This is a genomic window from Peribacillus loiseleuriae, from assembly GCF_001183985.1.
Classification (GTDB): domain Bacteria; phylum Bacillota; class Bacilli; order Bacillales; family DSM-1321; genus Peribacillus; species Peribacillus loiseleuriae.
In genome coordinates, this window is sequence record NZ_LFZW01000001.1 from 1,969,966 (window position 1) to 1,996,123 (window position 26,158).

General features: G+C 35.0%; 21 protein-coding genes and 3 pseudogenes. 18 read left to right on the forward strand and 6 right to left on the reverse strand.

The window, feature by feature from the left end; all coding sequences use genetic code 11:
• The first annotated feature begins 50 nt into the window (after positions 1-50).
• The 9 genes and pseudogenes from AC625_RS09285 to AC625_RS25635 all read left to right on the forward strand — a co-directional run.
• Positions 51-1,253: pseudogene (locus AC625_RS09285) on the forward strand (IS110 family RNA-guided transposase).
• Between the two features lie 319 nt (positions 1,254-1,572).
• A pseudogene (locus tag AC625_RS25630) lies at positions 1,573-1,832 on the forward strand (GNAT family N-acetyltransferase); the annotation flags it as partial.
• The gene (locus AC625_RS27645; protein ID WP_053178048.1) at positions 1,789-1,989 is read left to right on the forward strand and encodes a hypothetical protein; all 201 of its coding nucleotides are present in this window, start codon (positions 1,789-1,791) and stop codon (positions 1,987-1,989) included. The pseudogene AC625_RS25630 and the gene AC625_RS27645, both read left to right, overlap by 44 nt.
• Before the next feature lie 272 nt (positions 1,990-2,261).
• Entirely contained in the window at positions 2,262-2,936 is a 675-nt protein-coding gene (locus tag AC625_RS09295) for a response regulator transcription factor (protein WP_049681049.1), read from the forward strand.
• Positions 2,933-4,300, forward strand: a complete 1,368-nt coding sequence (locus AC625_RS09300; protein ID WP_049681050.1) for a sensor histidine kinase — start codon at positions 2,933-2,935, stop codon at positions 4,298-4,300. Before AC625_RS09295 ends, AC625_RS09300 begins: the two co-directional genes overlap by 4 nt.
• Positions 4,301-4,485: 185 nt before the next feature.
• Positions 4,486-5,466: an alpha/beta fold hydrolase gene (locus AC625_RS09305; protein ID WP_049681051.1), complete on the forward strand. Its 981-nt coding sequence runs from the start codon at positions 4,486-4,488 to the stop codon at positions 5,464-5,466.
• A 495-nt stretch (positions 5,467-5,961) separates the two neighbouring features.
• Positions 5,962-6,942 carry an alpha/beta hydrolase gene (locus AC625_RS09310; RefSeq protein ID WP_049681052.1) on the forward strand — a complete coding sequence of 327 codons (981 nt, stop codon included), beginning with the start codon at positions 5,962-5,964 and terminating at the stop codon, positions 6,940-6,942.
• Between the two features lie 275 nt (positions 6,943-7,217).
• Positions 7,218-7,355, forward strand: coding sequence for a hypothetical protein (locus AC625_RS26625; RefSeq protein WP_156187484.1), 138 nt, complete (start codon positions 7,218-7,220; stop codon positions 7,353-7,355).
• Positions 7,354-7,563 (forward strand): annotated as a pseudogene (locus AC625_RS25635) (IS3 family transposase); the annotation flags it as partial. The gene AC625_RS26625 and the pseudogene AC625_RS25635, both read left to right, overlap by 2 nt.
• A 298-nt stretch (positions 7,564-7,861) precedes the next feature.
• On the opposite strand, the gene manA reads toward AC625_RS25635, so the two are convergent.
• Both manA and AC625_RS09325 read right to left on the reverse strand, forming a co-directional pair.
• On the reverse strand, positions 7,862-8,809 hold the full coding sequence (gene manA, locus AC625_RS09320; RefSeq protein ID WP_049681054.1) for a mannose-6-phosphate isomerase, class I: 948 nt from the start codon (positions 8,807-8,809) through the stop codon (positions 7,862-7,864).
• A 120-nt stretch (positions 8,810-8,929) separates the two neighbouring features.
• Positions 8,930-9,790 (reverse strand): GRP family sugar transporter, encoded by an 861-nt coding sequence (locus tag AC625_RS09325; RefSeq protein ID WP_049681055.1) that lies wholly within the window; start codon positions 9,788-9,790, stop codon positions 8,930-8,932.
• A gap of 163 nt (positions 9,791-9,953) precedes the next feature.
• On the opposite strand from AC625_RS09325, the gene AC625_RS09330 reads away from it, so the two are divergent.
• From AC625_RS09330 to AC625_RS09350, 5 genes are read left to right on the forward strand one after another with little or no spacing between them, the layout of a single operon-like run.
• Positions 9,954-11,927, forward strand: a complete 1,974-nt coding sequence (locus AC625_RS09330; RefSeq protein WP_049681056.1) for a BglG family transcription antiterminator — start codon at positions 9,954-9,956, stop codon at positions 11,925-11,927.
• Positions 11,927-12,391 carry a PTS sugar transporter subunit IIA gene (locus AC625_RS09335; RefSeq protein ID WP_049681057.1) on the forward strand — a complete coding sequence of 155 codons (465 nt, stop codon included), beginning with the start codon at positions 11,927-11,929 and terminating at the stop codon, positions 12,389-12,391. The genes AC625_RS09330 and AC625_RS09335 overlap by 1 nt, the downstream gene beginning before the upstream one ends.
• On the forward strand, positions 12,388-12,708 hold the full coding sequence (locus AC625_RS09340) for a PTS fructose transporter subunit IIB (protein ID WP_049681058.1): 321 nt from the start codon (positions 12,388-12,390) through the stop codon (positions 12,706-12,708). Before AC625_RS09335 ends, AC625_RS09340 begins: the two co-directional genes overlap by 4 nt.
• Before the next feature lie 14 nt (positions 12,709-12,722).
• Entirely contained in the window at positions 12,723-13,823 is a 1,101-nt protein-coding gene (locus AC625_RS09345; RefSeq protein WP_049681059.1) for a PTS fructose transporter subunit IIC, read from the forward strand.
• Between the two features lie 27 nt (positions 13,824-13,850).
• The gene (locus tag AC625_RS09350) at positions 13,851-16,454 is read left to right on the forward strand and encodes an alpha-mannosidase (RefSeq protein WP_049681060.1); all 2,604 of its coding nucleotides are present in this window, start codon (positions 13,851-13,853) and stop codon (positions 16,452-16,454) included.
• Between the two features lie 473 nt (positions 16,455-16,927).
• On the opposite strand, the gene AC625_RS09355 is transcribed toward AC625_RS09350, so the two are convergent.
• The 4 genes from AC625_RS09355 to AC625_RS09375 all read right to left on the reverse strand — a co-directional run bounded on the left by AC625_RS09355 (position 16,928) and on the right by AC625_RS09375 (position 21,257).
• The gene (locus tag AC625_RS09355) at positions 16,928-17,161 is read right to left on the reverse strand and encodes a TetR-like C-terminal domain-containing protein (protein WP_245644968.1); all 234 of its coding nucleotides are present in this window, start codon (positions 17,159-17,161) and stop codon (positions 16,928-16,930) included.
• 871 nt (positions 17,162-18,032) lie between these two features.
• On the reverse strand, positions 18,033-18,218 hold the full coding sequence (locus AC625_RS09360; protein WP_049681061.1) for a hypothetical protein: 186 nt from the start codon (positions 18,216-18,218) through the stop codon (positions 18,033-18,035).
• Positions 18,219-19,063: 845 nt separating this feature from the next.
• Positions 19,064-20,869 carry a BlaR1 family beta-lactam sensor/signal transducer gene (locus AC625_RS09370; protein ID WP_049681062.1) on the reverse strand — a complete coding sequence of 602 codons (1,806 nt, stop codon included), beginning with the start codon at positions 20,867-20,869 and terminating at the stop codon, positions 19,064-19,066.
• 1 nt (position 20,870) lies between these two features.
• Positions 20,871-21,257 carry a BlaI/MecI/CopY family transcriptional regulator gene (locus tag AC625_RS09375; protein ID WP_049681063.1) on the reverse strand — a complete coding sequence of 129 codons (387 nt, stop codon included), beginning with the start codon at positions 21,255-21,257 and terminating at the stop codon, positions 20,871-20,873.
• A 329-nt stretch (positions 21,258-21,586) separates the two neighbouring features.
• Here AC625_RS09375 and AC625_RS25640 point away from each other — a divergent pair, with 329 nt between their 5' ends.
• The 4 genes from AC625_RS25640 (at position 21,587) to AC625_RS09385 (ending at position 25,793) form a co-directional block, all read left to right on the forward strand.
• Entirely contained in the window at positions 21,587-21,748 is a 162-nt protein-coding gene (locus tag AC625_RS25640; RefSeq protein WP_245644969.1) for an FHA domain-containing protein, read from the forward strand.
• A 244-nt stretch (positions 21,749-21,992) separates the two neighbouring features.
• Complete coding sequence (locus AC625_RS09380) at positions 21,993-22,445, forward strand: GNAT family N-acetyltransferase (RefSeq protein WP_049681064.1); 453 nt, start codon at positions 21,993-21,995, stop codon at positions 22,443-22,445.
• 215 nt (positions 22,446-22,660) lie between these two features.
• Positions 22,661-22,810 carry a hypothetical protein gene (locus AC625_RS26635; RefSeq protein ID WP_156187486.1) on the forward strand — a complete coding sequence of 50 codons (150 nt, stop codon included), beginning with the start codon at positions 22,661-22,663 and terminating at the stop codon, positions 22,808-22,810.
• A gap of 883 nt (positions 22,811-23,693) precedes the next feature.
• A complete protein-coding gene (locus AC625_RS09385) occupies positions 23,694-25,793 on the forward strand; it encodes a peptidoglycan D,D-transpeptidase FtsI family protein (protein WP_049681065.1) in 2,100 nt (699 codons plus the stop codon).
• Positions 25,794-26,158: the final 365 nt, after the last annotated feature.

A 26,158-nucleotide genomic window follows, 5' to 3' on the forward strand; every position in this document is an offset into this window, starting at 1 on the left:
CTATATGGAGGACTAGGGGTACTGGTTAGTACGTAGAGGAGGAAAAAACGATGAATCCAGTAGTTGGTCTGGATGTGGCAAAGGGAGAGAGCCAAGTTCAGGCCTTTTTAAATAAATCAAAACCGTATGGAAAGAGCTTTTCAATAAAGCATACTAGAGAGGAATTAGATCATTTTATAGGATTTTTAAAAGAGATCGAAGAGGTGACAGGGAAAATGCCTATGATCATTTTAGAATCTACAGGGCATTACCATACTCCCGTTATTCAATACTTGGAGGAACAAGGGGTTCTATATATCTTACTAAATCCCATTATTTCTTAAAAGGCAAAGAAGTCTAGTTTACGAAAGGTAAAAACAGACGCAATCGATGCGTACCAGTTGTGCGTGTTGTATTACAAAGAGGATTTTGAACCTCATAAAATTAGAGGGATTCAGCTTTTAGACCTTCGGAATTTGTCAAGACAACAGGAAATCGTAATGAATATGTATGTGGAAGCTAAACTTCAGTTTCATACTATTTTAGATCAAGTGTTTCCTGAATACCGAAAGGTTTTTGGCGATTTATTTTCAAAGGTTTCATTATTGATGTTAAAAGAATACCCTACTTCAGAGGCAGTATTAACAGTCGGGGAAAGTAAACTAGCAGAGAGTGTAATGGAGTTCTGTCCTAGCCGATCTGGTCAATGGGCATGGGAAAAAGCCAAAAAAATAATGGATTCCGCATCTCGAAATCCATTTCGAACAAGCGTGTATCAAAGTCACTTAATTAATCTGCGTATGTATATTGATCTGCTTTTTCATTACCAGGGACACCTTTCTGATTTGGAAGAACGTATCGTTGCCTTGACAAATGAAGTGGAGGAATACAAGATCATCCAATCGATTCCGGGAATCGGAGAAAAAATCGCTGCCATGATTATCTCTGAGATTGGTGAAATCGATCGGTTTAATCATCCGAAAAAACTCGTTGCCTACGCTGGAATCGACCCTAGTGTTCACTCATCAGGTAAATTTACGGCAACCATCAATCGTATTACTAAAAGAGGTTCGAGCAGACTACGTCATTCCCTGTATCTTGCCGTTTTATACGGGATAAGGAGTTCAAGAAACAAAAAGCTTAAAGCTTTCTATGATAAGAAAAAATCAGAAGGAGAGCCAGCCAAAGTGGCAATCGATGCCTGTATTAATAAGCTTCTTCATTGGATTTACGCTTTATTAAAGAGAAAAGAAATGTTCCTAGATTTAACCTAATTAACGGTTTTGTGAAACAGAGAAAAATCCTTCCAAAAGGGTTTTGGAGGGTTATTTGTCATGACTAAAAATAGTATATCATAAGGGAAATGAAAATTTTAGAGAAAGATATTGGCTTCCTATTAGCTGGTTTAGTTAAACAAGACCATCATTACGATGGTCTATTTTTACGTCCAAAACATCAAGAGTGATTTCACCGATACAATGTGAAATGTTACACTTAAACTAACGGGGCAATTAGTTGAATAAGCAATGAGAAAAAATTATATATTATGTGTCGATGTAGAACTATAATATACAAAAATCAGGAGGTGATTATATGGTAAAATATATAAATTATACGACAGAACCCCTAATAACTTTGACCAATTGCTAACCCTATATGAATCATTAGGATGGAATTCACTTAAATTAACAAATAATGATTTGGAACGAATGTGCAATCAAAGTTGGTACGCCATTTACGCATTTGATGAAAAACAATTAGTGGGTATGGGACGTGTTAGTTCAGATGGTATAATTACTGGAGTAGTTTGTGGAATATGTGTTCTACCAAGCTATCAGTCCGAAGGAATCGGGTGTTGTAACCAGTTTGATGGACGTAACAGTAGAAGAAATCGCCGCTATGCACAAATCGAGCTGGGCCATTGAGTCATTTTTCCGCTGGATTAAGCAGAATTTGAACGTTTCCGTATTGTTTGGCACAGGCACAACATCCAATGCGTTGTTCAATTAGTTATTCACAGCTATGATTGCCTATGTTTTGCTGGAATTTCTTCATGTACAAGGCCAGAAGAAAAAACAAAAGAAAACGCTTGTCATTTGCAGGTTTCACACGCCTGTTTCTTTGTGATGCCCTGTCGATTGAGTGGCAAATTAGTTTGAAAGAAACACTGGAATTTTACAGGTCGATAAATCAAGAAACTGTATAACTTTGGTTAATCAACATACGTGTTAATTTATAGTATAATGATTACTTGAAATAATGCGATGGAAAAGAGGGAACCGATGCCTACTATACTGGTTGCTGACGACGATGCGAACATTCGCGAACTCGTCTGTTTATTTCTACGCAAAGACGGATTCGCAACAGCCGAAGCCGCGGACGGCAAGGAAGCACTGGCCGTCTACACTTCAACGCATGTCGATCTTGTCGTGCTCGACATTATGATGCCGATTATGGATGGTTGGACGTTATGCAAGGAGCTCCGAAGAGCCAATCCTGATCTTCCTTTACTTATGCTGACTGCGAGAGGAGAAACATGGGAGAAAGTGAAAGGTTTCGAACTTGGGACGGACGATTATTTAACGAAACCATTCGATCCGTTAGAATTGACGGTTCGTGTTAGGGCACTACTCAAACGATACAAGATTGGCTCCACGCAGACGATCCATTTCGGGAACGTCATCCTTGATCGACAGACCTATAAGGTGATGAGTGGGACGGAGTCGCTTACGTTGCCGCTAAAGGAGTTCGAATTGCTGTATAAGCTCGCTGGAACACCCGGACAAGTCTATACGCGCGAGCAGTTGATCGATCAGATTTGGGGTATCGATTACGCCGGAGATGATCGAACGGTAGACGTACATATTAAACGCCTGCGTGAACGGTTCGCGACGACACCCGATTTTCGGATCGAAACGGTGCGCGGGCTTGGGTATCGGCTTGAGGTTTACGAATGATCAGATCCTTATATATACGTGTTGTCCTGACATTTCTAGTCTCCGTCATCGGGGGCACGATCATTTCTTTTTTTGTGTCAACTTGGATATTCGAAGATAAATTGAACGAAAGCGCTCAAATCAACTTACGTAACTTTGGCCAAGACATCGTCCGGATTTACAAGACCCTTCCGTTACGTGAAGCGGACTCGTTCGTAAGTGAAATGAAGCAGCTCGATTCCTATTATATTCGAATTTACGAAGCAACGGGTCAGTTCCAGTCTTACGGAAAACTTTACGGACACAAACTTGCGCCTGTGACGATGGAGCAACTAAAGAAAGTATTAGATGGAGGCGTTGTTCAGGACACTCCGAATGGTATTGCTACGGTCCTCTTAGGGTTGCCGTTGAAAACGGAAATGGGAACGAAAGCGATGTTTTTGGAAACGCTCGCCCCCCCTTCTGCCTCTTTTGTCACAAAGTGGGCATTGATCTTTGCAACCTGTTCGTTGATTGCAGGAAGCTTATTGATTCTAGTTGCCTCTGTATTCCTGGTAAGACCGATCAAAAAGCTGACAAAAGCGACCAAGCGGATAGCATCTGGAGATTTCAACGTCAAGCTGAATATTAAGCAAACGAGTGAGCTGGGTACTTTGGCTCGCAGCTTCGAAGAAATGATGCACGATCTGCAGCAACTTGAGCAGATGCGCAGGGAATTCGTAACGAACGTGTCGCACGAGGTTCAGTCTCCGCTCACTTCGATATCCGGTTATGCTCTAGCGCTTAAGCAAGTTGACCTCTCTGATCACGAACGAAGCCGTTATCTTGATATTATCATCGCTGAAGCTAAAAGGATGTCCAAAATGAGCGATAGCCTGCTAAAGCTGAGTATGCTTGAATCGCAGTCAAAGCAACTGCGGCTCGTCACGCTCAGCCTCGATGAACAAATCCGACGGGTAATCGTGGCGCTCCAGCCGCAATGGTCTGCTCGCAACATACATTTCGAGCTTGATTTACAGACAGTTAAAGTAACGGCTGATCATGACCAGTTAAATCAGGTATGGACGAATATCCTCAGAAATAGTATCAAATTTTCCGAGGATGGCGGCATGATTAACGTAAGCTTCAAACAAGATATCAAAAACGCGATAGTCCGAATATCCGACACTGGCATTGGTATTCCCCTTGAGGACCAGAAGCGTATATTCGAGCGGTTTTTTAAGGCCGATCGTTCCCACAGTCGTAAGTATGACGGTAGTGGTATGGGACTCGCCATCGTTAAACAGATCGTATCGCTTCATCAAGGTGACATCCGAGTGGAAAGTGAACCTGGTCAAGGAACGACCCTCATTGTCACCTTGCCAATCACTACGCCAACAGATTAGTTAGATTCATTCTCTATGCTACGGCTCATATGCAAGCTTCCTTGCATATGAGCCGTAGCATTTTTTTGACAGTTCATATTCAGTTCATATTGTTGTCATGGGGAGTACATCTTTGTTGGTTAAACTTTCATTAGTCGCACCGTTAAGGTAGCTGAATAAACAGATTAGGACAGGAGAAGATGAGAGTGACACAAACAGAGGAGATGAAAACGAGGAATGGAACGAAATCAAAGAAAGTACGAAGCATTTTGCTTGGAATCATAGGAGCAATCGTTCTAGCAATTGTTCTTTTTCTAGGCAGTGTTTATACCGTTAATGTGATCAGCAATCATTCGGAGCAAAAAAGAATAGAGTCCTATGGTCAGCACGTATCTGTAGACGGGAAAAATATGAATGTTACAATTCAAGGAAAAGGCGAAGAAACCGTCGTGCTACTACCAGGGTATGGAACGGCAGCACCAGCTCTTGATTTTGAGCCGTTGGTGAAAGAGTTGTCTCTTTATTACAAGGTCGTCGTGATCGAGCCTTTTGGTTATGGACTAAGTGATGTAACGGAAAAGGAACGAACCATGGACAATATGGTAAATGAAATACATGAAGCATTGCAGAGTCTGAACATTGACCGATATATTCTAATGGGTCACTCCATTTCAGGCATTTACGGACTGGATTATGTGAACAAATATGAAAACGAAGTAAGTGCATTTGTCGGGATCGATAGCAGTGTTCCAACGCAGGGTGGTACGGATGATCCATTTCCATCAGGAACATATAAACTGCTCAAAAAATCAGGTTTCTCCCGATTGTTAATGAAACTGACCCCTGACCAATTGGTTGCACCAACCGTAGATGATGAAACAAGAGAACAAATCAGAATCCTCACGCTCAAAAACATGTTTAATCCGAACATCCTAAGTGAAGGCGGACATTTTAGCCCTAATTTTAAAGCTGCTGAAAACTTGACCTTCCCCAAGAATCTTCCTGTTATTTTCTTTTTACAAGCGAATGATACCGAAACGGAAGGATGGATACCACTGCATGAAGAGCAAGTCAAAGATTCTGTACATGGAAAAGTGATGACATTTGAAGGAGGACATTATTTACACCATACCAGATCAAAGGAAATCGTTGAAAACTTCAGGGCGTATATGGAAGGAATAAAATAAGTGCATTGAAAAAGGTCCCTCCACGATTTTGTACATGATCATAAGTGACAAAAAACCGCCCTTTAGGACGGTTTTTTCACTTGTTCATACTGTCCATCTTCATCGTATAGGCTTTCCTTAGGGACCGTTAAGGTAGCCCAATAAACAGATAATGATAGGAGAAGATACGAATGAAAATATGAGAGGTAATGAAAATGAGGATGTGCACGAGAACAGGTAGAAAACGAACTTCAATAATCGCAGTAACCCTCGTGCTAACGATGCTAGCTCCAATGTCTACCATGGCCACCAATAACAGCAGTCATCTTACATTTCCGACATTCTCTATGCTACGGCTCACATGCAAGCTTTCTTGTATGTGAGCCGTAGTATTTTTTTGCTTGTTCATATTCAGTTCATATTGTCGTCATGGGGAGTATATCTTCATTAGTTAAGATTTCATTAGCGGCACATGAAGGAAGCCAAACAAACAGATCAGGACAGGAGAAGATGACAGTGACACAACAAGAGGAAAAGAAAACGGGGAGTGGAACGAAAATAAAGAAAGTGCGAAACATCTTACTTAAAATCATAGGAGCAATCGTTATAGCCATTGTTCTTTTTCTAGGTATTGTTTATATCGCTAATGTGATGAGTAGTCATTCGGAGCAAAAACGAATAGTGCCCTACGGTCAGCACGTATCTATAGACGGGAAAAATATGAATGTGTTAATTCAAGGTGAGGGCGAGGAAACGATCGTGCTCCTGCCTGGTTATGGAACAGCTACACCAGGGCTTGATTTTAAGCTTCTTATCGATGAATTATCTCCATTTTACAAAGTTGTTGCGGTAGAGCCTTTCGGTTATGGATTAAGTGATGAAACTGAAAAAGAGCGAACCACGGAGAATATGGTAAGTGAAGTTCATGAAGTTCTACAGCAGCTTAATATTAACAGATACATGCTCATGGGCCATTCCATTACAGGTATTTACGGAATTGATTATGTGAACAAATATCCAAACGAGGTGACTGCATTTGTCGGAATCGATAGCAGTGTTGCAACACAACCGGGTATGGATATCAAATTCCCATTAAAAACGTTTGCATTTCTCAAAAAATCAGGTCTCTTAAGATTGACCATGAAAATAAGTGCTGACCCCTATGCTGGACTGGCATTTGATGAAAAAACCGTAGAGCAAATGAAAATGATTTCGAATAAAAACATGTATAATGACACTACCTTGAATGAGATGGACCATATTTCGTCTAATTTTAAAGGGGCTCGAGGTTTAACCTTCCCTAAAGATCTTCCACTTCTTCTCTTTGTACAAGCGAATAATGAAGGTGTAGCAGGATGGATACCTCTGCATGAAGGGCAGATCAAAGACTCGGTACATGGAAAAGTAGTAACCATGGATGGATCACATTATTTACACCATACCAAATTCAAAGAAATCACTGAAAACGTTAGAGTATTTATGAAAGAAGTAAAGTAAGTGTACAGAGAAAGGTTCATCCTCTATTTTAAGCATTTGTCTACAGTCTGCAAGACCATCATTTCGATGGTCTTTTTTATGCCCAAACAGTTGTATATTTCCAAACTAAGATTATACTGTCGCCTGAAAGACATTGGGTTTCATTTTCATATTCAACTAACGGGGCAGTTTAGTTCAATAAGAATCCATATATATATATATATATTGGTAATATTTGTTATAATAAAACAGGGAATTGTCGTTAGGAAAATTGCAGTTCAAGGGGGAGCATAGACATGAAATCTAAAAAGACATTAGTGATTATTGCTTTCGGTATAATATGTATAGCTATCATAATAAATCTATTAAAGAAGGACTTATGGGATGTAAACGAAGAGTTGTTAAAAGAAGAAGTATTATCAATAGGACATTAATGCATGTATTGAGTCTTTTCATGCCATTTTAAAGAAGGAAGAAGTCCAACACGTAACCTATTTAAATTTCGAATCAGCGAACGTAGCCTTGTTTCAGTTTATTGAAGGCTGGTATAATCGTCGACGTATTCACGGCCAATTAAACTTTCATACGCCGCTAGCTAATAGTTTGTTAAACTCCAAACTTAAGTATAAGATGCTTTTATGATAGGGAATTGGTACGGTATCTTATTTCTTATCTAGCAGGATAGCATCTCTATATAGCTTTAAAACTTAACTTTGATAAAAAAAGACCCCTCCTTTAGATGAGAGTACACACAAACTCAACACTCATCTAAAGGAGAAAGCTCTATTATAAAGTATAAAATGTAACTTAAAAAATTAACCTTTTCGACAAAATTCGACAATATTAGATAACAAATGGCCAATACCAGATTGATTTCTTCTCAATCATTTATAATGCCTTCACTGTTTCTTATTATTTTGTATTTCTATCCATATATCCATTAAACATGAGATACTATGAGTTCCATCATTCCCTTTAATTGAAACTCATTAAAACCATGTGGTAATAGAAAATGTGTTCCTTTTGTTAGAGAATGAACCTTTTCATTTTTTATCAATAATCCTTCGCCTTCAATAACACTACATAACAAAAATGGAAATTCCTGATTAATGGTTTCTTTCCCATCCAGTACCCACTTATATACAGTGAAATAATCGCCATTTAAAAATGTAGTAATTTTCATTGTATCAGTAGTTTTATCTTGAAATATTATTTTTTCATCATGATATGGTACTGTTATCACTTCTTTTGATTTTTCAAGGTGCAAATCACGCATGTTCCCATCTTCGCCTTTTCTGTTGTAGTCATATAATCGATAGGTTGTGTCAGAATTTTGCTGTATTTCAAGTACTAGGGTACCTTTGCAAAGTGCGTGTACAGTCCCACTAGGGACACTGATAAAGTCACCTTTTTTGATTCTTACTCGACGTAGAAATGTGTCCCAACTTCCTTCATCAATCATTTTCACTAACTCTTCTTTAGACTGTGCATAATGGCCGAAAATAAGTTCTGCATCTTTTTCACAATCTATAATATACCAACATTCTGTTTTACCAAGTTCTCCATTTTCATGTTGATTTGCATACATATCATTAGGGTGAACTTGAACTGATAGATCATCATTCGCATCTAAAATTTTTATTAATAGAGGAAATTTATCTCCAATAATACTACCAAAAAGCTCTTTTTTACCTTCCCATAACTCTCCTAAGGTAAGACCCTTATATAAGCCATCTCGAATCACGGATTGGCCATTCGGATGAGCAGAAATAGCCCAACATTCTCCAATATTATTGGAATGGATATTATAATTAAATTCTGTTTTTAGTTTATATCCACCCCATAATCTTTCGTGGAAAACTGGGGAAAAAAAGATTGGTTCTTTCATGTTGTTCACCTCATTTTTAATTGTTTTAGTAAGTGGTTTTTATATAAAAACTACCTTTCATTATTGGTATATTGTATAAAAAGAGTTGGTGGAGCTTATTGATTCTTTCTTTAAATACTTTTACTTTAGTAAACTGAGTAAAGTTACCCCTAACATAATGAGAGATATTCCTGATAAAATGATAATCCATTCTAATCTTTGTTTCTTTTCTTTAAAGATAAGGATACCTCCAATTGTTGCTACAATGACACATGCTTGTGAAATGGAGAAACTGGTAGCAACTCCTAGTTGAATTGAGGTTAAGAACATACCAAGATTTGCAAAAGACCAAACAAATCCAGTTATAAAATTAAATGAAATATTCTGGATATTACTAGGCCCTTTATGAGTGAATTTATAAATTAGTAAAGCTGAACATAGCATTCCAATCGATTGAGGAAGTATGATAGCAAAGCCACTTACAGAAAATAATTGATTTATTACTACATAAAGAGATAAAAATAGTGACGAGAAGCTAAGAATAAGGTAGATACTGAGTGTTGGGCTTGTTGTAATTTTTGATTGCTTTTTCTGATAACTAGTGAGTGTAATGCCAATGATAATAATTAGTATTGCCATGATCCCAATCAACATCATATTTACAGTTTTCCACTCATTAAAAATTAGGACAGCAAACAGGGTTGTAAAAGTTAGTTGAGTTCCATTAGAAACAGGCATAGCTTTAGACACGCTTGATAATCGAATGCCTGTAAATTGTAATAGTTGACCAATACTCCAAAACCCACCAGAGATAAAGCTGACACAAAAAGATATCCCAGAAATTTCCGGTTTTATGATTATAAATAAAACAACCGAAAAAAGAAGTGCACTTATCGATGTGCCAAGTAACTGTTCTTCAGGATTACTCTTTTTTAAATTGGCAATAATAGGCATCAATCCCCATCCAAGAACAGGAAGTAATGCGATGAGATACATTAGCATAGTTGGTTACCTTTCTATAAGTTGTTCAATCTATTTTTTAATCTATCATCGTCATCTAATTACTGGCAATACACCAAAATTACCGTAATAAATACCGTAATTTTGATTGTTTTCAGTGGTACTTGTGTGCACTAGAATAAGGACTAAGGAAAGGAAAATAAAAATGAAAGCGGTAGCAAATATGATTCAAAATCGTGAAAAGAAAATTATTCATTTTATTCTTAAAGAAGGGAATACACGAATAAAGAAAATTGCAGAATATATGCGGATATCTGAGAAAACTGTTTCAAATTCCTTAAAAACGATCGATTCTTTCCTTAATGAATATAATATGGCTGTTATCCGTAAACCAAAAGTTGGAGTTTATATTGATGGGAATTCAGAAGATGTGTATCATGTCTTACGAATTTTGGACAATACTCGAATCATTCCAGTAGAAAAAGAAGATCGAGTCATTTATATATTCTTATGTTTGCTAAAAACAGGTGGTTATTTAACCATTCAACAGCTTTCTGATGAGTTATTTATTAGTCGTGGCACAATTGAAAAAGATCTACAGGAGGTTGAACTATTATTAAAGAAAGAAGGAGTTTTACTTCATAAGAAACCAAGTAAAGGTATCAAATTACAAATAAGTGAGAGAAAAAAGAGAGCATTGATGTCTATATTCATTCAAAACTTTTGGGGGAATAATTGGTATCTAAAACAAGAAGGGAATAGATTATTTCAGTCATTTGATGAGATTCAAATTGATGTAAAAGGACTATTTCTGGAAGAGGGATTTAAAGAGATCATTGACCTAGTTAGGGAATTTAGTGAATTACAAGACTTCCATTTTACGGATTATTCTTTTCAATCTATTGTCATTCATTTAGCTATCGCAGTTGAAAGAATTAGGAAAGGAAAATATGTAGAAGTTGAAGATACTCACAGGTCCAATGAGATATATCGAAAAGTAGAAGAGGATACGTCAATACTAATTCAAATGTTAGAGAAACAATTAGATATAGTTATTCCAAAATTTGAAAAGGGCTATATCAATGTTCATTTAGCAGCTGCCTACAATCAATTGAATGATAATCTTGTTAAGAAGCCCAATAATTTTTCTTTGAATCAACATATGGATGAGTTATCACAATTTATAGAAGAGTGCCTAAAAACCATTTCTTATGATCTATTATTGGTTGAAGGGCTTACAACTCATATGCAGTCAGCAATTAATAGGCTTAAATTGGGAATGAATATAAAAAATCCTTTTACTGAAAAAATTAAGAGGAATTTTAAGAGATCATTCGAACAAGCTCTATATGTGAAAGAAAAGGTGGAGGAACAGTTTAACATCTCAATTGACGATAATGAAACAGCATATATCGCTCTGCATTTTGAAGCTTATTATGAGAGGTTACGTGGTTTACCCAATGAAATTAGTGCGATTCTCGTATGTAGTACGGGTTTAGGATCATCAAGATTATTAGCTGCACGAATTAATAAGTACTTTCCTACAATAAAAATTGAAAAAATATTGTCTGTCCAGGAATTAATGGTTGAAGAAGTAAAAGCTGATATAGTGATTAGCACTATCCATCTTGAGTTAACATCTATTCCGACAATAATTGTAAGTCCAATGATGACTCAAGAAGATATCCAATTATTGGAAAGGAGAATCTTAATAAATCCTAAAGAACAAAAAAAATTGGGGCAATCATTTGTTGATCTATTCGATGAAAGTAATATCCTATTGCAATTAGATGTAGCATCCATGGATGAAGTTATCACTATCCTTGGAAATCATTTGATTCAAAATGAGTATGGCAAAGTAGGTGTTGTAGAAAGCGCACTAAGAAGAGAAGAATTATCTTTTACTTCTTTTAAAGATATTGCGACACCGCATGCCAATAGTGAATTCATCAAAAAGTCTACGATTCTCGTGTCAACACTGAAAAAACCTATTCAATGGGGGAAACACAAAGTAGATAAAGTTTTTTTCATAGCTTTGCAAGAGGAACATTCATTAAAATTAGATGAAATTTATGATGGTTTCTTTGATTATCTTGAGAGTAAAAAAATGATGGATCTTCTTAAACAAGCGGAAACACCAAGTGATGTAACCAAGAGTATAGAAAAGGGTGAACTTTAATGGAAGTAAAAGATGTTTTATCAAAGGATCGAATAATTTTTAATCTTGATAGTGATACGAAAGAAAAAGCTATAGTGGAATTAAGTAATATATTAATGGAACAAGGTTTTTTATTAAATAAAGATGAGTATATTAAGGCAGTATTGCAAAGAGAAAATCATTCCACGACTGGAATTGGAAATAATATTGCTATTCCACATGGTAAGAGCAATTCAGTGACTAAATCAGCCATTGTATTCGCAAAAACCAAAAAAGATATTGAATGGGAATCGCTTGATGAAAAACCAGTAAATCTTATATTTTTATTAGCCATTAGTGAACTAGATCAAACAAATGGTCATTTGAGACTATTGTCTCAAATTGCTTCGAAGTTAATGGACGATGACATTGTTTTAGGTCTTCAAAAAACTCAAACAGCTGATGAAGTTATTAAAATATTTAATGAGGGAGATATTGAATTATGAAAAGAAAAATAATTGCAGTTACAGCGTGTGCTACAGGTGTTGCCCATACATTTATGGCAGCTTCAGCTTTAAAAAAAGGTGCTAAATTGATGGGGAATTTAATTAAGGTAGAAACACAGGGAGCTACAGGAGTAGAAAATGAGTTAACTGAAAAAGATGTAAACATTGCTGAAGTAGTAATTTTCGCAGTCGATACAAAAGTGAGGAATAAAGGTCGCTTTGATGGGAAAATCATTTTAGAAGTCCCTGTTAATGCACCCATTAAAAATGCAGAAAAAGTAATTAGTGACGCACTTAGATTAATAGATGAAAAGTGAGAAGAGGGATGTAGATGGTTAAGAAAATTGGTAGTGAATTAAAGAAACATGTCCTAACAGGAATTTCTTATATGATTCCACTCGTAATTGCTGGGGCTGTTATTATGGCCATCGCACGAGTTGGTGGATCGTTCTATGGTATTACTGATATATGGGATTCAAATTATGCGGAAAATTCAAACGGAATTATTAAACTATTGCACAGTTTAGATGGTTTTGGTGGTATAGCTCTTGGACTTATGTTTCCGGTCATCGCTGCATTTATTGGCTACTCAATTGCGGATAAATTAGCTATTGCCCCTGCACTTGTTGGTGGATTGTTAGCAAAAGATATTGGGTCAGGATTTTTAGGAGCTTTAGCTGCTGGATTGATAGCTGGTTATGCCTGTCTATTAATAAAGAAACATATTAAATTACCTAAAGCTGCTGCATCGATTGTCCCTGTATTTTTAGTTCCGGTTTTAGGAACATTAATTACTGTTTTATTAATTAACTATGTCATTGGAATACCGTTTGCAAATCTTAATTTTGGACTTGAAAATTGGCTAAATGGATTATCAGGATCGAACCAAATATTAATGGCAGCAATAATTGGAGCAATGGTGGGATTTGATTTAGGTGGACCTGTTAATAAAGCTGCCGTAACAACTGCAATGGCACTATTAGCAAGTGGAATATACGCCCCAAACACTGCAGCTCAAGTAGCTATTATTATTCCTCCTTTAGGTTTAGGACTGGCAACTGTGTTGGCTAAGAGAAAATATAATACGGAACTTCGTGAAGCTGGGAAATCTTCTCTTGTAATGGGACTAGTAGGGATTAGTGAAGGGGCCATACCGTTTGCAGTGGAATCCCCACTTAAGGTCATTCCAGCTACTGTTCTAGGTTCCGCGGCAGGTGGAGCTCTAGCGGTAGGATTAGGATCTATTAATCAAGCACCTATAAGTGGGTTTTACGGTTGGTTTACAATTATACAATGGCCCTTGTATATCCTCTCAATATTAATAGGAACACTCATAGTTGCAGGTTTAAGTATACTTTTACGTGGAAATCCACTGGTAGTAGAAGATAAAGTGGAAGAAGATGATTTTGACGAAGCAGAATGGGAAGCGTAAGAATATTGGTCTGAGGAGGAGGTTGTGATGGTTAAAGCACATATCGTAAATCACACGCATTGGGATAGAGAATGGTACTTTACATCAGCAGATGCATTAGTATTAAGTGAACAACTCTTTACAGAAGTAATTGATGAATTAATTGATCATCCAGAAGCAAACTTTGTTCTGGATGGACAAATGTCTATACTAGATGATTATGTAAATCTTTATCCTGAGAAATTATCCGACATTAAACAATTAGTAGAAGAAAAACGACTTTTTATTGGTCCTTGGTATACACAAACCGATGCTTTCTTTACTCAAGGTGAATCAGTCTTACGAAATGCAATGATTGGCATCTTTGATAGTAAACGCTTTGGACAATACATGCCTATTGGGTACTTGCCTGACACATTTGGTTTTAATGCACAAATGCCTACATTATTAAGACAAGCTGGATTTGATAATATTGTATTTTGGAGAGGGATTCATTTAGGAAAACATGTTCAATCTACGTATTTTAAATGGCGTGGACTTGGTGGTGAGAAAGAAGTTTACGCAATAAATATGCCACAAGGTTATGGTACCGGAATGTTATTGGAACCAACAAGTGCCTATGTAGACGGCCGTTTAGATCCAGCTATTGATTTCATAGAAAAACATAGTAATACAGAGGAAGTACTAATCCCATCAGGAAACGATCAGTTAAACATAATACATGATTTTTCTTCTAAGTTAAAAACAATTAATGAGATGGGGAAACATCAGTATGAAATAAGTACGTATACTACATTCCTTGAATATATAAAATCATTAGATAACCTTGAAATATATCAAGGTGAATTCCGCGAACCTGTATTAGCAAGAGTTCATAAAACCATCGGATCCAGTCGTATGAATATTAAATTAGCTAATGATCGTTTAGAGCAGATCTTATTAAAACGGGTTGAACCTCTAATGGTCATTGCCCAAGAAAATGGAATATTTATCAGCGTAAGATTATTAATGCAGACATGGAAAAAAGTATTAGAAGGACAAGCACATGATAGTTTAGCAGGATGTGTTTCTGATACCGTTGCGGACGATATTCTTCATCGAATGAAAGAAGCAGAAGAAATGGCAGCTAGTATAGAAAATACGATTGTCAAAAAAATTGCAGATGGCTTAAGATTAACTGATCAAGAAATAATTGTTTTTAATACAGAGCTACATCCTTTTATTGGATTTAAAGATATTCAAGTAGTTACAAAAGATAAGAATATTTATTTTCCTGGGTATCCCAATGTAACGGTTTTGGAAGAAAAATACATTGAATCTCGAGAAAATATCTTACAAGAAACATCTGCAGGAAATATCTTTATCGAGGAATCGGGATACTTCATTTTGAAGGTAAGAATAGAGATACAGCTACCAGGATTAGGATATAAGGTAATTTCATTTTCTAAATGTGAAGAGCCTCTAGAACAAATGAGGCAAAAAAATTGTGTTTCTATTGAAAATGCTTTTTATAAAATATTGTTCGAGAATCAAGATGTTGTATTAGTGAAACCAAATGGTGAGAAGGTACCATCATTTATACAACTAGAAAATATATCTAATGCTGGTGACACATACGACTTTTCTCCGCTTCCAAATGATAAGCCAAGATTTCTATCATTTGAGCATGCATATGCAGAAACCTCTAATACAACAGAGTGTTTGATATTAGAAGGAAAATTTAAATTACCTCTTGAATTAGAAGATCGACAAAAAGAAACTAATTATGGGTACTTAAAAGCAAAATTATTTATTACGCTTCAGAAAGCAAATGAGTTAATAGAGTGTCGTTTAGAAGTTGATAACCAGATCTTTAGCCATAGACTACGTATACATGTTAAATCAGGTATCCACACTAATTTCAATATAGCATCCTTGCCATTTGGCTATATCAAGCGAGAGAATCAATGTCGAAAAAATTGGTCAGAAACATATATTGAAATGCCTGTAGATATCGAACCATTAGTACAAAATGTATCTATTACATCTTCAAATGAGTGTTGTACAGTTTTTACAAAAGGCATAAAAGAGTATCAACATGTGCAAGATACGATTGCTATTACGTTATTAGCTACTACAGGTCAATTAGGAAAACCAGATTTATTATATCGTCCAGGTCGTGCATCTGGTGATACTACAAAAAAAGGGCATGTTTTAATTCCAACACCTAAAGCACAGTTAATTGGAAAACACGAATTTATGTTTGCTGTTTTTGTAGGGGATATAGAGTTTAATGAGCATGAAACTGCTGTTCGAAATAGTCAATATATATATGCAAATATTGATTACCAATTACAAGCATATAATTATTTTTTACATCGTATTGACAATAAAATTCAGAAATCTGAAAAAAATCTTAAAGTGAGTAAAGAATTTGAAATGCTGAAATTACCTGAAGAATATCTTGTAACGGCATGCCATCCTTCATTTTATGATAAGAATAAGTTTCTAATTAGGATACAAAACCCCACATCTAACCCTATTAGATTAGATGAGATATATTTTAATGGCCGAAATCCAGAAATAGTTAATGCTATTGAAGAAGTTCAGTATAATGAAAAATATATTATACCTGCCTACGATGTCCTTTCTATTCGTCTATCAATAAAATAGTATCTTAATTAAAGTATCATGGCATGGTAATCATCACTTAGTTCATATGAAAAATGCTTTAAAATAATTTAACAGTTTTATTAAACTTTTTAATAAAAAATTTGATTTTTCCTTGAATATCTAGAATCCATTTTGATCATTCTTTACTCAAAATGGATTCTTTTTATTTATTGTTGAGTATTAGTTCGCACGATATTGTGGACTGACAATAAAGTTGTTTGATTACAAATAAAGTCATTTAATTTACAATAAAGATGTTTAAAATGTCACTTTAGGAGTTATTTTGCAGTATAAGTAAATATAAAAAGCCCAATTTCTCAACATTAAAATTAAGAAATTGGACTTCTATCATTACTTCGGAGTAGCGCCCAATTATGGAAGATTATAAGTATATGTCTTGTTAAACTAACGCACCCGTTTGTTTAAGTGTATTCCTCCACAATCTTCGTTGTATATGATAAACTATTCACTAACTATAAATTCCTATCTAACAAAATCCCCACTTGTTCTGCCACGACTCGAGTTGGTTCAGATATTCCATTGGTGATCCACGCTTCTACTAACTCTACGATGGCAGCTCCAAAAAATATAAGAATTAAATCTTTACTTAATCCCTGATTTTTTCCTTCGGTTACATCTACTTCACCCTCCAACTCCTCGATGATAAATTCTAGGAAATGACTACGAAAAGCAGGGGCTCCTTTCACCTTTTGGCACATCCAGACCAATGACTGGAATCATTTCTATCTCCCCCTTGAAAATTATTAACCGGTAACCCCTATTCCTCCATGTAGTGTCATAGCTTCGCTTGTTATACGAGATCTAAGTCCCAACCAGCCTCAATCATGTTTCTACAAGTAGGGGGCGAACTGTTTAATGGACGGGATCAAGTCCCAAGGGCGCTTACGTTCTACCCCGGCGACGGTTAGCATATATCGATATAAAAAAAGGTCAACCAGAAATATCTTCTGGCTGACCTTATAATACGAAGGGCGCTTTTCTGTAACAAGCAACAGCGCTTATTTCCATTATAGGTCCAGATTGTTGAGGATCGCTATCACGTATAACGTTAGAATAATAATTGATATTGTGAAGAGTCTCACTTAAACTACGAAGCAGGTGTGCGGCCGAGCCTAGGTCGTATCATATAGCGGGTGGGATTCCCGTCGAGAAAGAACTAGCCATTCACTCGTAGCGAGTTTTGGAGGGCTAATGGTAACATTAGCCTTTAAGCGTAGACAGTTAGGTGGCGGGCCGAAAGCCAAACGGTTGAAGGGATTGAGCTCTATAATGTTAGTAAATCGAGAGGGCTGATGCCTTCAGCACAGCAGAAAGCTACATTTTATCCATCGTTAAAGGCAAGAAGGATAAAACCTCTCTGGAGTCAGAGACCTTGGCACGTCACACATTGATATGATACGGCAAAATGAAAATTATTTCACAAACAAACATTTATAGGTTTTGCCTGTTCTGGCTTCAGTTCGAATATTGGTGATGCTATTATAGTTATTTTTAAATATTCTCATTTGGCTTTATATTTTCTGCTTTTGCAAGATAGAAAGTATAATCTAATCCTTTTTATTTTTGGGCTATGACAGTAAATTCAATGATGTCACCAAAGTTAAAATTAGGAACCTTTCCACTTCCAAAAAATTTACGGACCTCACCATTAACTTGAATATTTAAAACTCTCATTTTCTTATTGTTTTTCTTTGTATTAAAATGTCCACAAGAAATGACACGTCCTTTACCATTTAAAAACATATAAATCACTCCATCCCTCTAAAATACAATTAAATGATAATACATTACTTCAATTTGTGTGAAAATAGGGGGATATTTATGAATTTGTGAAAAATTGTATTTTGGTAAATGGTGTAGATATATTTACAGAATAACGTTAGAAAATGGGTAATATTAATTGGAAAGCAATTTATTAACTACACAATATTGGCTCTAATATTTACTGGTGGAATAATGTTCTTCTCATTTTGCTTTACGGGTTTAATAGACATTCTCTCAAATATATTCATCTCTATTGTTGGGTTATTTTTTTCATCTGTATTTTTAGGGTATTCCTTTTATCTCTTAAGAAAAAGAAGAGAGGGTAAGGGGTTTTATTGGAATGATGAAGGGATTGTAATTGACCTACAAGGGAATAAAGTCTACTGGAATGAGATTGAAAGTATTCAATAATCCAATGTAAAAGGTATGAAGTCCACCGTGATTTATCCACACTATACAAATCACGAAAAGATTAGAATCCGTCGTAAGAAATGGATGCCAACAACTGCCCATTCAATCGATTGGTTTTATATTGAAAAACCGCAGATTTTACTCTGCGGCTAATCCTCTAATGGTGAAGATAAGTGTATAGTAAAATAAAATCAAATATTAGGAATAGAAAAGAAACTGCTTGAACAGTTGATTTTAGCCTATTCCATTTGATATTATTTCCTCTTCTCAAGTAATATTTATGCCACCGATTGTGTGACATCAGATAATCCGAACAACATCACCTTTTTCACAAATTTGCAATTTATTATATACCTTACGTATTTTATTTACCAATAAAGTAATAAGAAAAACTAGATATAAAATCATTTCTATCATGAGAAAATAGATTGATAAATACCTTCCTTCTCCAAAATGGAAAGTACTATCTTGGATAAGGTGCTTCCACCTGCCTGCTTTTCACCTTGACTATGAACAGCAAAGAAAAAAGTATTATCTACAGTTTCTACATAACCTACAAACCAACCTTCAATATTTTCCCCGTTTAAAACTGTGGTTCCCGTTTTTCCAGATAAACGATTACCATTTGATTCTTCTAGAAGTAAGGAGTCTTTCACAGTTTGAATACTAGATTGTTCAAAAGCGAATTCATTATCATAAAACTTTTTCAAAATATCTACCTGTTCAACAGGAGAAATTTTTAGAGAGTCATTTAGCCAATAATTAGTGATATTGCCCGATAAATCGCCGTTTCCATAATTTATTTGTTCGTAGTAGTTCTGCAATTTCTTCTTGCCCATCTGTTGATCAAGATTTTGAAAATACCATGAGGCGGAGCTTTCCATAGCAGAGAATAAATCTTGATCTTGATTCCATTCCTCATATGGATAGAGAGTTCCATCCCAAGTCATTTGAGAATTGTCCCTTGTAATAATCCCAGATTCTAGAGCAAACAATGCATTGAATATTTTATAAGTGGAAGCAGGTGCGAATCTAGTAGTACTTTCTTCCTTATTGTATATAGTATACTGTTTCATTTTTAAATCATACAGTACAGCACTCCCTGAAAGTTCATCAAAAAAGCTACTGTAATCTTTGTACACTACATTGGTATTAGAAAAAGGATGTGATTCTTTGTTCACAGCCAATATAGATATAGAAGGAATACTAATCAAAATGATCGCAAGAACAATGATGAATACTAGAGCACTTTTCATTTTTAACAGATGTGATTCTACTTGGAAATTTACGATTGTAACAATACGCCTTTTTACTTGTTTGTAAGAGCTACTGATATCTGAAGCAGCTAACAAAGATGATGTTCGTTGCGAAATAGAAGCAAATTTTAAAATAACCTCACTATATTTAAGGTGTGATTCCTTATCTAGCGTTTTTAAAACTGCATAATCGCAAGAAATCTCCATCTCTGTTTTCATTTCCTTTAAGAAATACCATACGAGAGGATTAAACCAATAAACAGTTCTAGACAGACACATGAAGTAGTTTACTAGCATATCTCTACGTTTACAATGGTATAACTCGTGAAGCAATACACATTTCATCTCGTTAGTAGAAAGCGTGGAAATATCTTTTGGTATGACAATATATGGATAGATAATTCCGAAGGTAATGGGTGATTTTATCAATGAGGAATATCCTAAAACAACCATTTTATGAAAATGGACTTCCTCTTTACATGTATAAAAAAGTGTTGATAACTCTTTGTTTTCAACTACTTGTAGGCTTTTTTTTATTTTGACGATTCTTAGATTGCTATATAAAGTAGCCATAAGGATAACAATCATTCCTAATATCCACACTATGAAAAAGACAGAATCCATCATTCCGAAAGACGATTGCTCAATTGACATAGAAAAGTCTTGTAGCCAATTTGCATTTTGGTTAATTGTTTCTGTAGTTTTACCTGCAGAACGGATATCAGATAATTTTGAATTACTTGCTCCAAAGTTTATCATCCAGTCAAAAAAAGAGTTTATTTTTAGAAAATGAAAGGGGATAAAAGGAGCAATCAATGTCAAAAGAGAAATCACACTGATATGATATTGGGTGTTTACAGTTATTTGGGCCTTTAATAATTTTTTTATGAGTATGATGATGCAAAAAATCACAGATAATATGATATTACTAATGAGAAAGAGAGTAAAGAAAGAATTGCCCATGTTATTCCTTCTTTCTGTTCTTGCGTTCTTCTAAAATTTGATACAACTCATTAATTTCATCATCTGATAGCTTATCTTGTTCCAAAAAGTTTAATACCATAGAATTAAGAGTACCATTATAAAAACGATTTAAAAAACTATGACTCTCAATTTCTACGTAATCAATTTCAGCTACATTTGGTGTATAAACAAATACACGACTTTCCTTATAATGATTCAGTGCTCCTTTTTTTATTAGCCGTAACAACATTGTTTGAATTGTTTTAGGGCTCCAATTACTAGTTTTGGCCAACTTTTCAATAACCTCATTGGTATTGATAGAAGGGTGTTTCCAGATTACTTTCATAACTTCTAATTCTGCTTCTGAAATTTGAGGTAATTTTTTCATATAAACCATCCTTAAACTTACGATTGTAATATTTTTATTATATTGTTCTTATCTTAAGTAGTCAATTGAACAATAGGATAAAGAAAAAACATTGGTCTTAAATATTAGGTTTGTAATATTTAAGACGCTACATTTCAGTAGATTGAATGAAAAAATGGTAGGAGAAACAAAGAAATGTCGGAAAAATATCGTTCTCGTATAGAGAAAAAATAAAAGAACAAAAAAGGATTTGGCGTGGTTGTTCTTGGAACCAAAAAAGATTAGGGAATGACAATTGTGGATTAAATTAAGATTATATTTTTAATAAAGTGCAACTAGGAGGAAATCAAGTGCATGATGTAATACTTAGAATTGATAAAGGACAGGGTTTTTCAGAAACGAATCCTTATATTTCGAGAAGACATGCGGTCTTTCAATATCAAAATGACTACTACACAATAATAGATTTAAAAAGCAAACATGGGATTGAAATAAATGGCTTAAGCTTATAACATAACCAGCCATTTCCTCTTAATCATAAAGATTCTATTACTTTTGCTGTTAAATAACAATAAAGGTGTTTAATTACAAATAAAGTCGTTTAGTTTACAATAAAGTTGTTTAAAAACTTCAATCTCTTATTCCATTAAAGGGCCAAATTGTGGAATAAGGAGGTTAAATAAGAATGTCGAAGTAGTGATCAAACAGTGTTATTAATTATCTAATAGGAAAGTTAAATGGTGAGGTGTAAAGAAAATGAAACTCATTTCTGTAAAAGAAAATCCTAAATTTATGGATAGAGCAATTAGATATTTTCAAAGTAAATGGGCAAGCGAACAAAGTATGATGGTATATGAGGACTGTATAACCCATTGTACTAACCCCTCTAATCCTTTGCCACAATGGTATTTGTTGATGGACGATGATAAAATAATTGGTTGTGCGGGTCTTGTTACAAATGATTTTATTAGCCGAATGGACTTATATCCTTGGGTGTGCGTCTTATATATTGAAGAGGAATACAGAGGAAATGCTTATGGTACCATTTTATTGGAGAAAACGAAGAAAAACGCAAAAGAAGGCGGTTTTAACTATTTATGCCTCTGTACAGATCATATCGGTTATTATGAAAAATATGGATTTGAATATATCGGTACAAGTTATCATCCGTGGGGTGATAATTCCCGTATTTATAAAACAACTTTATGATATTCCATTAAAGGGTGAAATTGTAGGATAAATCCTTAGATTTAAACGATTTTATTGTTATATTTTTAAGTGCGACAAAATTATTTACATCAAAAATTAAACAATTAATTTTAACCCCGACCTAAAAGAAGAACGGGGTTATACGTGTTTGAGGTTTTAAAATTAAATAACTTTATTGTCACTTTACACTTGCTAGAGGGGGTGTCCAACTAACGTTGATCAATCAAAATGAAAGTGAATGGGAACAAACGAAGGAATTTGTTGTCCCGATTGAAGAGCAAATCATAAAACAACAAGAATTGGTCATACATAAAGAAAGACTGAAAGTCATTATTGATGGCAAACCGCTAATAGTAAATGGATAATATTTCAAATTTCTAATCTGTTTATATGAGAATAGCAATCAAGCTGTAAGTCACTAATCATAAAAAATTCCCCAGTTTTCAGCATCGTCTCGAACACTCCAATCCTATTAAGTGATGAGAAGAGTATCTGTTATTTTTTAGGAATTTTAAACCGTTGATATTGGGTATTTTAGCACCGATGATGACAGTTGATGTCAGTTCTTTGAATAGATTCAAAGAAAACAATGGAAGAAGCACAAAGTATTCCTATTGAAAAAGATACTTTAGAATTTAGAATTTCAACAAATACCAGTTAATTATAATCCTATATCTCTTTTTTTCTGATGCGTCATCCTTCACAACTTGTTTACCAAACTTGGCTAATACTTCATCTGTGGTGTTTGGCTCAATCATCACAACGAAAGCTCGATCGTCACAAAAAAATTAGCGTTATTGGTTTTTTACATTAATTTTTCTATTATTGACTCTATTTTTGGTTGTAACTTCATTTCATGCTACTTACTACTATTTGCTTTTAAAAAAGATTCAGTAGACTGCAATTGTCCTAAAAACCTACAGTTGTAAGAATTTAAAATATATGGTTATTAATTTAAGTAAAAAAATATTGAATTTAAATATTACATGTGTAATACTTTTAAAAACTACAATTGAAAGTTTTGTTTTCTATCACTACATTTCTGAAGATTGAATGAAAAAAGGGTTTGGCGTGGTTGTTCTTGGAACCATAAAAGATTATGAGAATGATAATTGTGTATTAATATCATATTTTTAATAAAGTCCCTAGGAGGAAATCGAGTGCACTGATGTAATACTTAGAATTGATAAAGGACAGGGTGTATATTCATTGTTTACTATGAATTAAATATTGAAAGGAGATAAAGATGTGACAGAGGATGGGGAAAGTAGTAAAGAACAACGCAAGCTGAGAAAAACAATACGTATTCGCTTTAATGTCTTCTTTTTTGTTGTATTTTTATTGTTTGTCGCTCTAATTTTAAGACTTGTAATTCTCCAAGTCGTTTATGGAGAGGATTACAAAAAGGAAGTTGGAAGAACAAAGGATGGGGTCGTCAGCACGCCGGTTCCTCGTGGGGTAATTTATGACCGCAACGAGGAAGTCATTGTTGGCAATGTTCCTGTCAATGCAATCACGTATACTAGGCTACAGGGGACAACTTCAGAAGAAATGGTTGAAACCGCAAAGAAGCTTGCGCAAATAATCGACGTTGAAGCAGAAGAAATTAAACCGCGGGATTTAAAGGATTATTGGATCGTCACTAGACCAGATGAGGCGAAAAAGAAAATAAAAGAAAGTGAATTAAAAGATGAAGAGTTAACGAATAAGGATCGGTATGATCGGCAAATCGAACGAATTACGTCTAATGACTTAAAAGAAATTACTAAAGAAGAGCTAAAAGTTGCGAAGCTATTTAGGAACATGAATAGTGGCTATGCTCTCACTCCACAAGTCATCAAGAGAAATGCGACTGAAGAGGAATTCGCAATCGTAGCTGAGCATTTAGCAGATTTGCCGAATGTTGATATTTCAACTGATTGGGATCGTCACTATCCGCACGAAAGCATTTTCCGTTCTGTAATAGGGAATGTGACATCGTCAAAAGAAGGTTTGCCAAGCTCTAACTTAGATTACTTTTTATCTAGAGGATATAACAAAAACGACCGTGTTGGAAAAAGTCAGCTAGAATTATATTATGAAGATGTGCTGCATGGTCAAAAAGCAAAGATGAAAAATGTTACGGATAAAGGCGGCAACCTTTTAGAAACAGAGATCATCTCTGAAGGCCAAAAAGGGAAAGATCTAGTCCTATCGATTGATTTTGACCTGCAGGAGGCAGTAGAACAAGTAATTCAAGATGAGCTTCGCAGAACGAAGGGAAGAAATAGATTTTTAGACCGTGCCTTTGTCGTCATGATGGACCCTAATACTGGGGAAGTTCTTTCAATGGCGGGGAAACAACTTGTTCGCGAAAACGGCAAATATGTTTTTAATGATTATGCATTAGGAACAATTAATTCACAGTATGAAATGGGTTCTGTAGTAAAAGGTGCGACCATTTTAGCTGGATTAGAATCAGGTGCAATTTCAACTGGAACTACCTTTAGTGATGAAAAATTAAATTTAAAAGGTACACCACTTAAAGGATCGTATTCGACCTCATTAGGTACTAATGGAATTGTAGATGCATTAAAAAAGTCTTCGAATGTTTATATGTTTAAAACAGTCATCCAAATGATGGGGAAAGAATACCACTCTGGAATGTCACTTCCTAGAACGCCTGATGCTGTACAAGATTTCCGAAATTCATTTGGTCAGTTCGGTTTAGGAATTAAAACGGGAATCGACCTTCCGAATGAATCGGAGGGGTTGTTAGGTAAAGAAGCATATAATAAACCTGGTTTATTCCTTGACCTTTCAATAGGCCAGTACGATAATTATACAACGATGCAATTAGCACAGTATGTATCAACAATCGCAAATGGCGGCTACAGACTTGAGCCTCATTTGGTGAAAGAAATTCATGAACCCTCAAATACTGATGAAATAGGGGCAGTATATACACAATTTCAACCAGAAGTTTTAAATATAATAACAATGAATGATGCGTACTTACGTAATGTGCAAGAAGGATTTAGACAAGTGTACCAAAGTCCTGGTGGGACTGCTTATAAATATTTTGGAGGGGATAGTAGGTTCCGAGGATTTCAAGCAGCAGGAAAAACAGGGACAGCAGAGTCTTTTTATCAAGATCCAAATACGAAAAAAACTCATTCCACTTACAATTTAACACTTGTCGGCTATGCTCCGTACAATAATCCAGAGGTTGCATTCTCGATTGCGGTTCCATATTTAGATACAGATTCAGATCCAGTTAATAAATATATCGGTCAAAAAATCTTAAAAGCATATTTTGATTTAAAGGAACATCGGCAATCAAATCAAAGTTTTAATAATGAAGAATAATAGCAAAAAGTAGGATATTTTTAAAATATTCTATTAGTATACTACTCTTCACCTTCTAAAACTTACATTTGTAATATTTTAAGTATATAGTTATCAATTTAAGAAAAAAGGTATTGAATTTAAATCTTACAAGTATAATGTTCTTAAAACTTACACTTGTAAGTTTTATTATTCGAATAAGTGGTAGATAGGGGATATAGCATAATAGATGGGAGAAACTAATGTCATAGAAAAGTTAAAGCCTTAAATAATGACGAAGTAGGATACAATCTCTCAAAAGCTTAACAAAGTCAGCACATTTAGTGGAATAAGATAATAAATTAACCTTAAAAAATTCATGGAATGGAGAGAGTTAACAAGTTGTT

Coding starts and splice junctions, on each gene's coding strand:
- AC625_RS09295 (WP_049681049.1), top strand. CDS start 2,262: ATGCCTACTATACTGGTTGCTGACGACGATGCGAACATTCGCGAACTC.
- AC625_RS09300 (WP_049681050.1), top strand. CDS start 2,933: ATGATCAGATCCTTATATATACGTGTTGTCCTGACATTTCTAGTCTCC.
- AC625_RS26625 (WP_156187484.1), top strand. CDS start 7,218: ATGAAATCTAAAAAGACATTAGTGATTATTGCTTTCGGTATAATATGT.
- manA (WP_049681054.1), bottom strand. CDS start 8,809: ATGAAAGAACCAATCTTTTTTTCCCCAGTTTTCCACGAAAGATTATGG.
- AC625_RS09325 (WP_049681055.1), bottom strand. CDS start 9,790: ATGCTAATGTATCTCATCGCATTACTTCCTGTTCTTGGATGGGGATTG.
- AC625_RS09330 (WP_049681056.1), top strand. CDS start 9,954: ATGAAAGCGGTAGCAAATATGATTCAAAATCGTGAAAAGAAAATTATT.
- AC625_RS09335 (WP_049681057.1), top strand. CDS start 11,927: ATGGAAGTAAAAGATGTTTTATCAAAGGATCGAATAATTTTTAATCTT.
- AC625_RS09340 (WP_049681058.1), top strand. CDS start 12,388: ATGAAAAGAAAAATAATTGCAGTTACAGCGTGTGCTACAGGTGTTGCC.
- AC625_RS09345 (WP_049681059.1), top strand. CDS start 12,723: ATGGTTAAGAAAATTGGTAGTGAATTAAAGAAACATGTCCTAACAGGA.
- AC625_RS09350 (WP_049681060.1), top strand. CDS start 13,851: ATGGTTAAAGCACATATCGTAAATCACACGCATTGGGATAGAGAATGG.
- AC625_RS09360 (WP_049681061.1), bottom strand. CDS start 18,218: ATGTTTTTAAATGGTAAAGGACGTGTCATTTCTTGTGGACATTTTAAT.
- AC625_RS09370 (WP_049681062.1), bottom strand. CDS start 20,869: ATGGGCAATTCTTTCTTTACTCTCTTTCTCATTAGTAATATCATATTA.
- AC625_RS09375 (WP_049681063.1), bottom strand. CDS start 21,257: ATGAAAAAATTACCTCAAATTTCAGAAGCAGAATTAGAAGTTATGAAA.
- AC625_RS09380 (WP_049681064.1), top strand. CDS start 21,993: ATGAAACTCATTTCTGTAAAAGAAAATCCTAAATTTATGGATAGAGCA.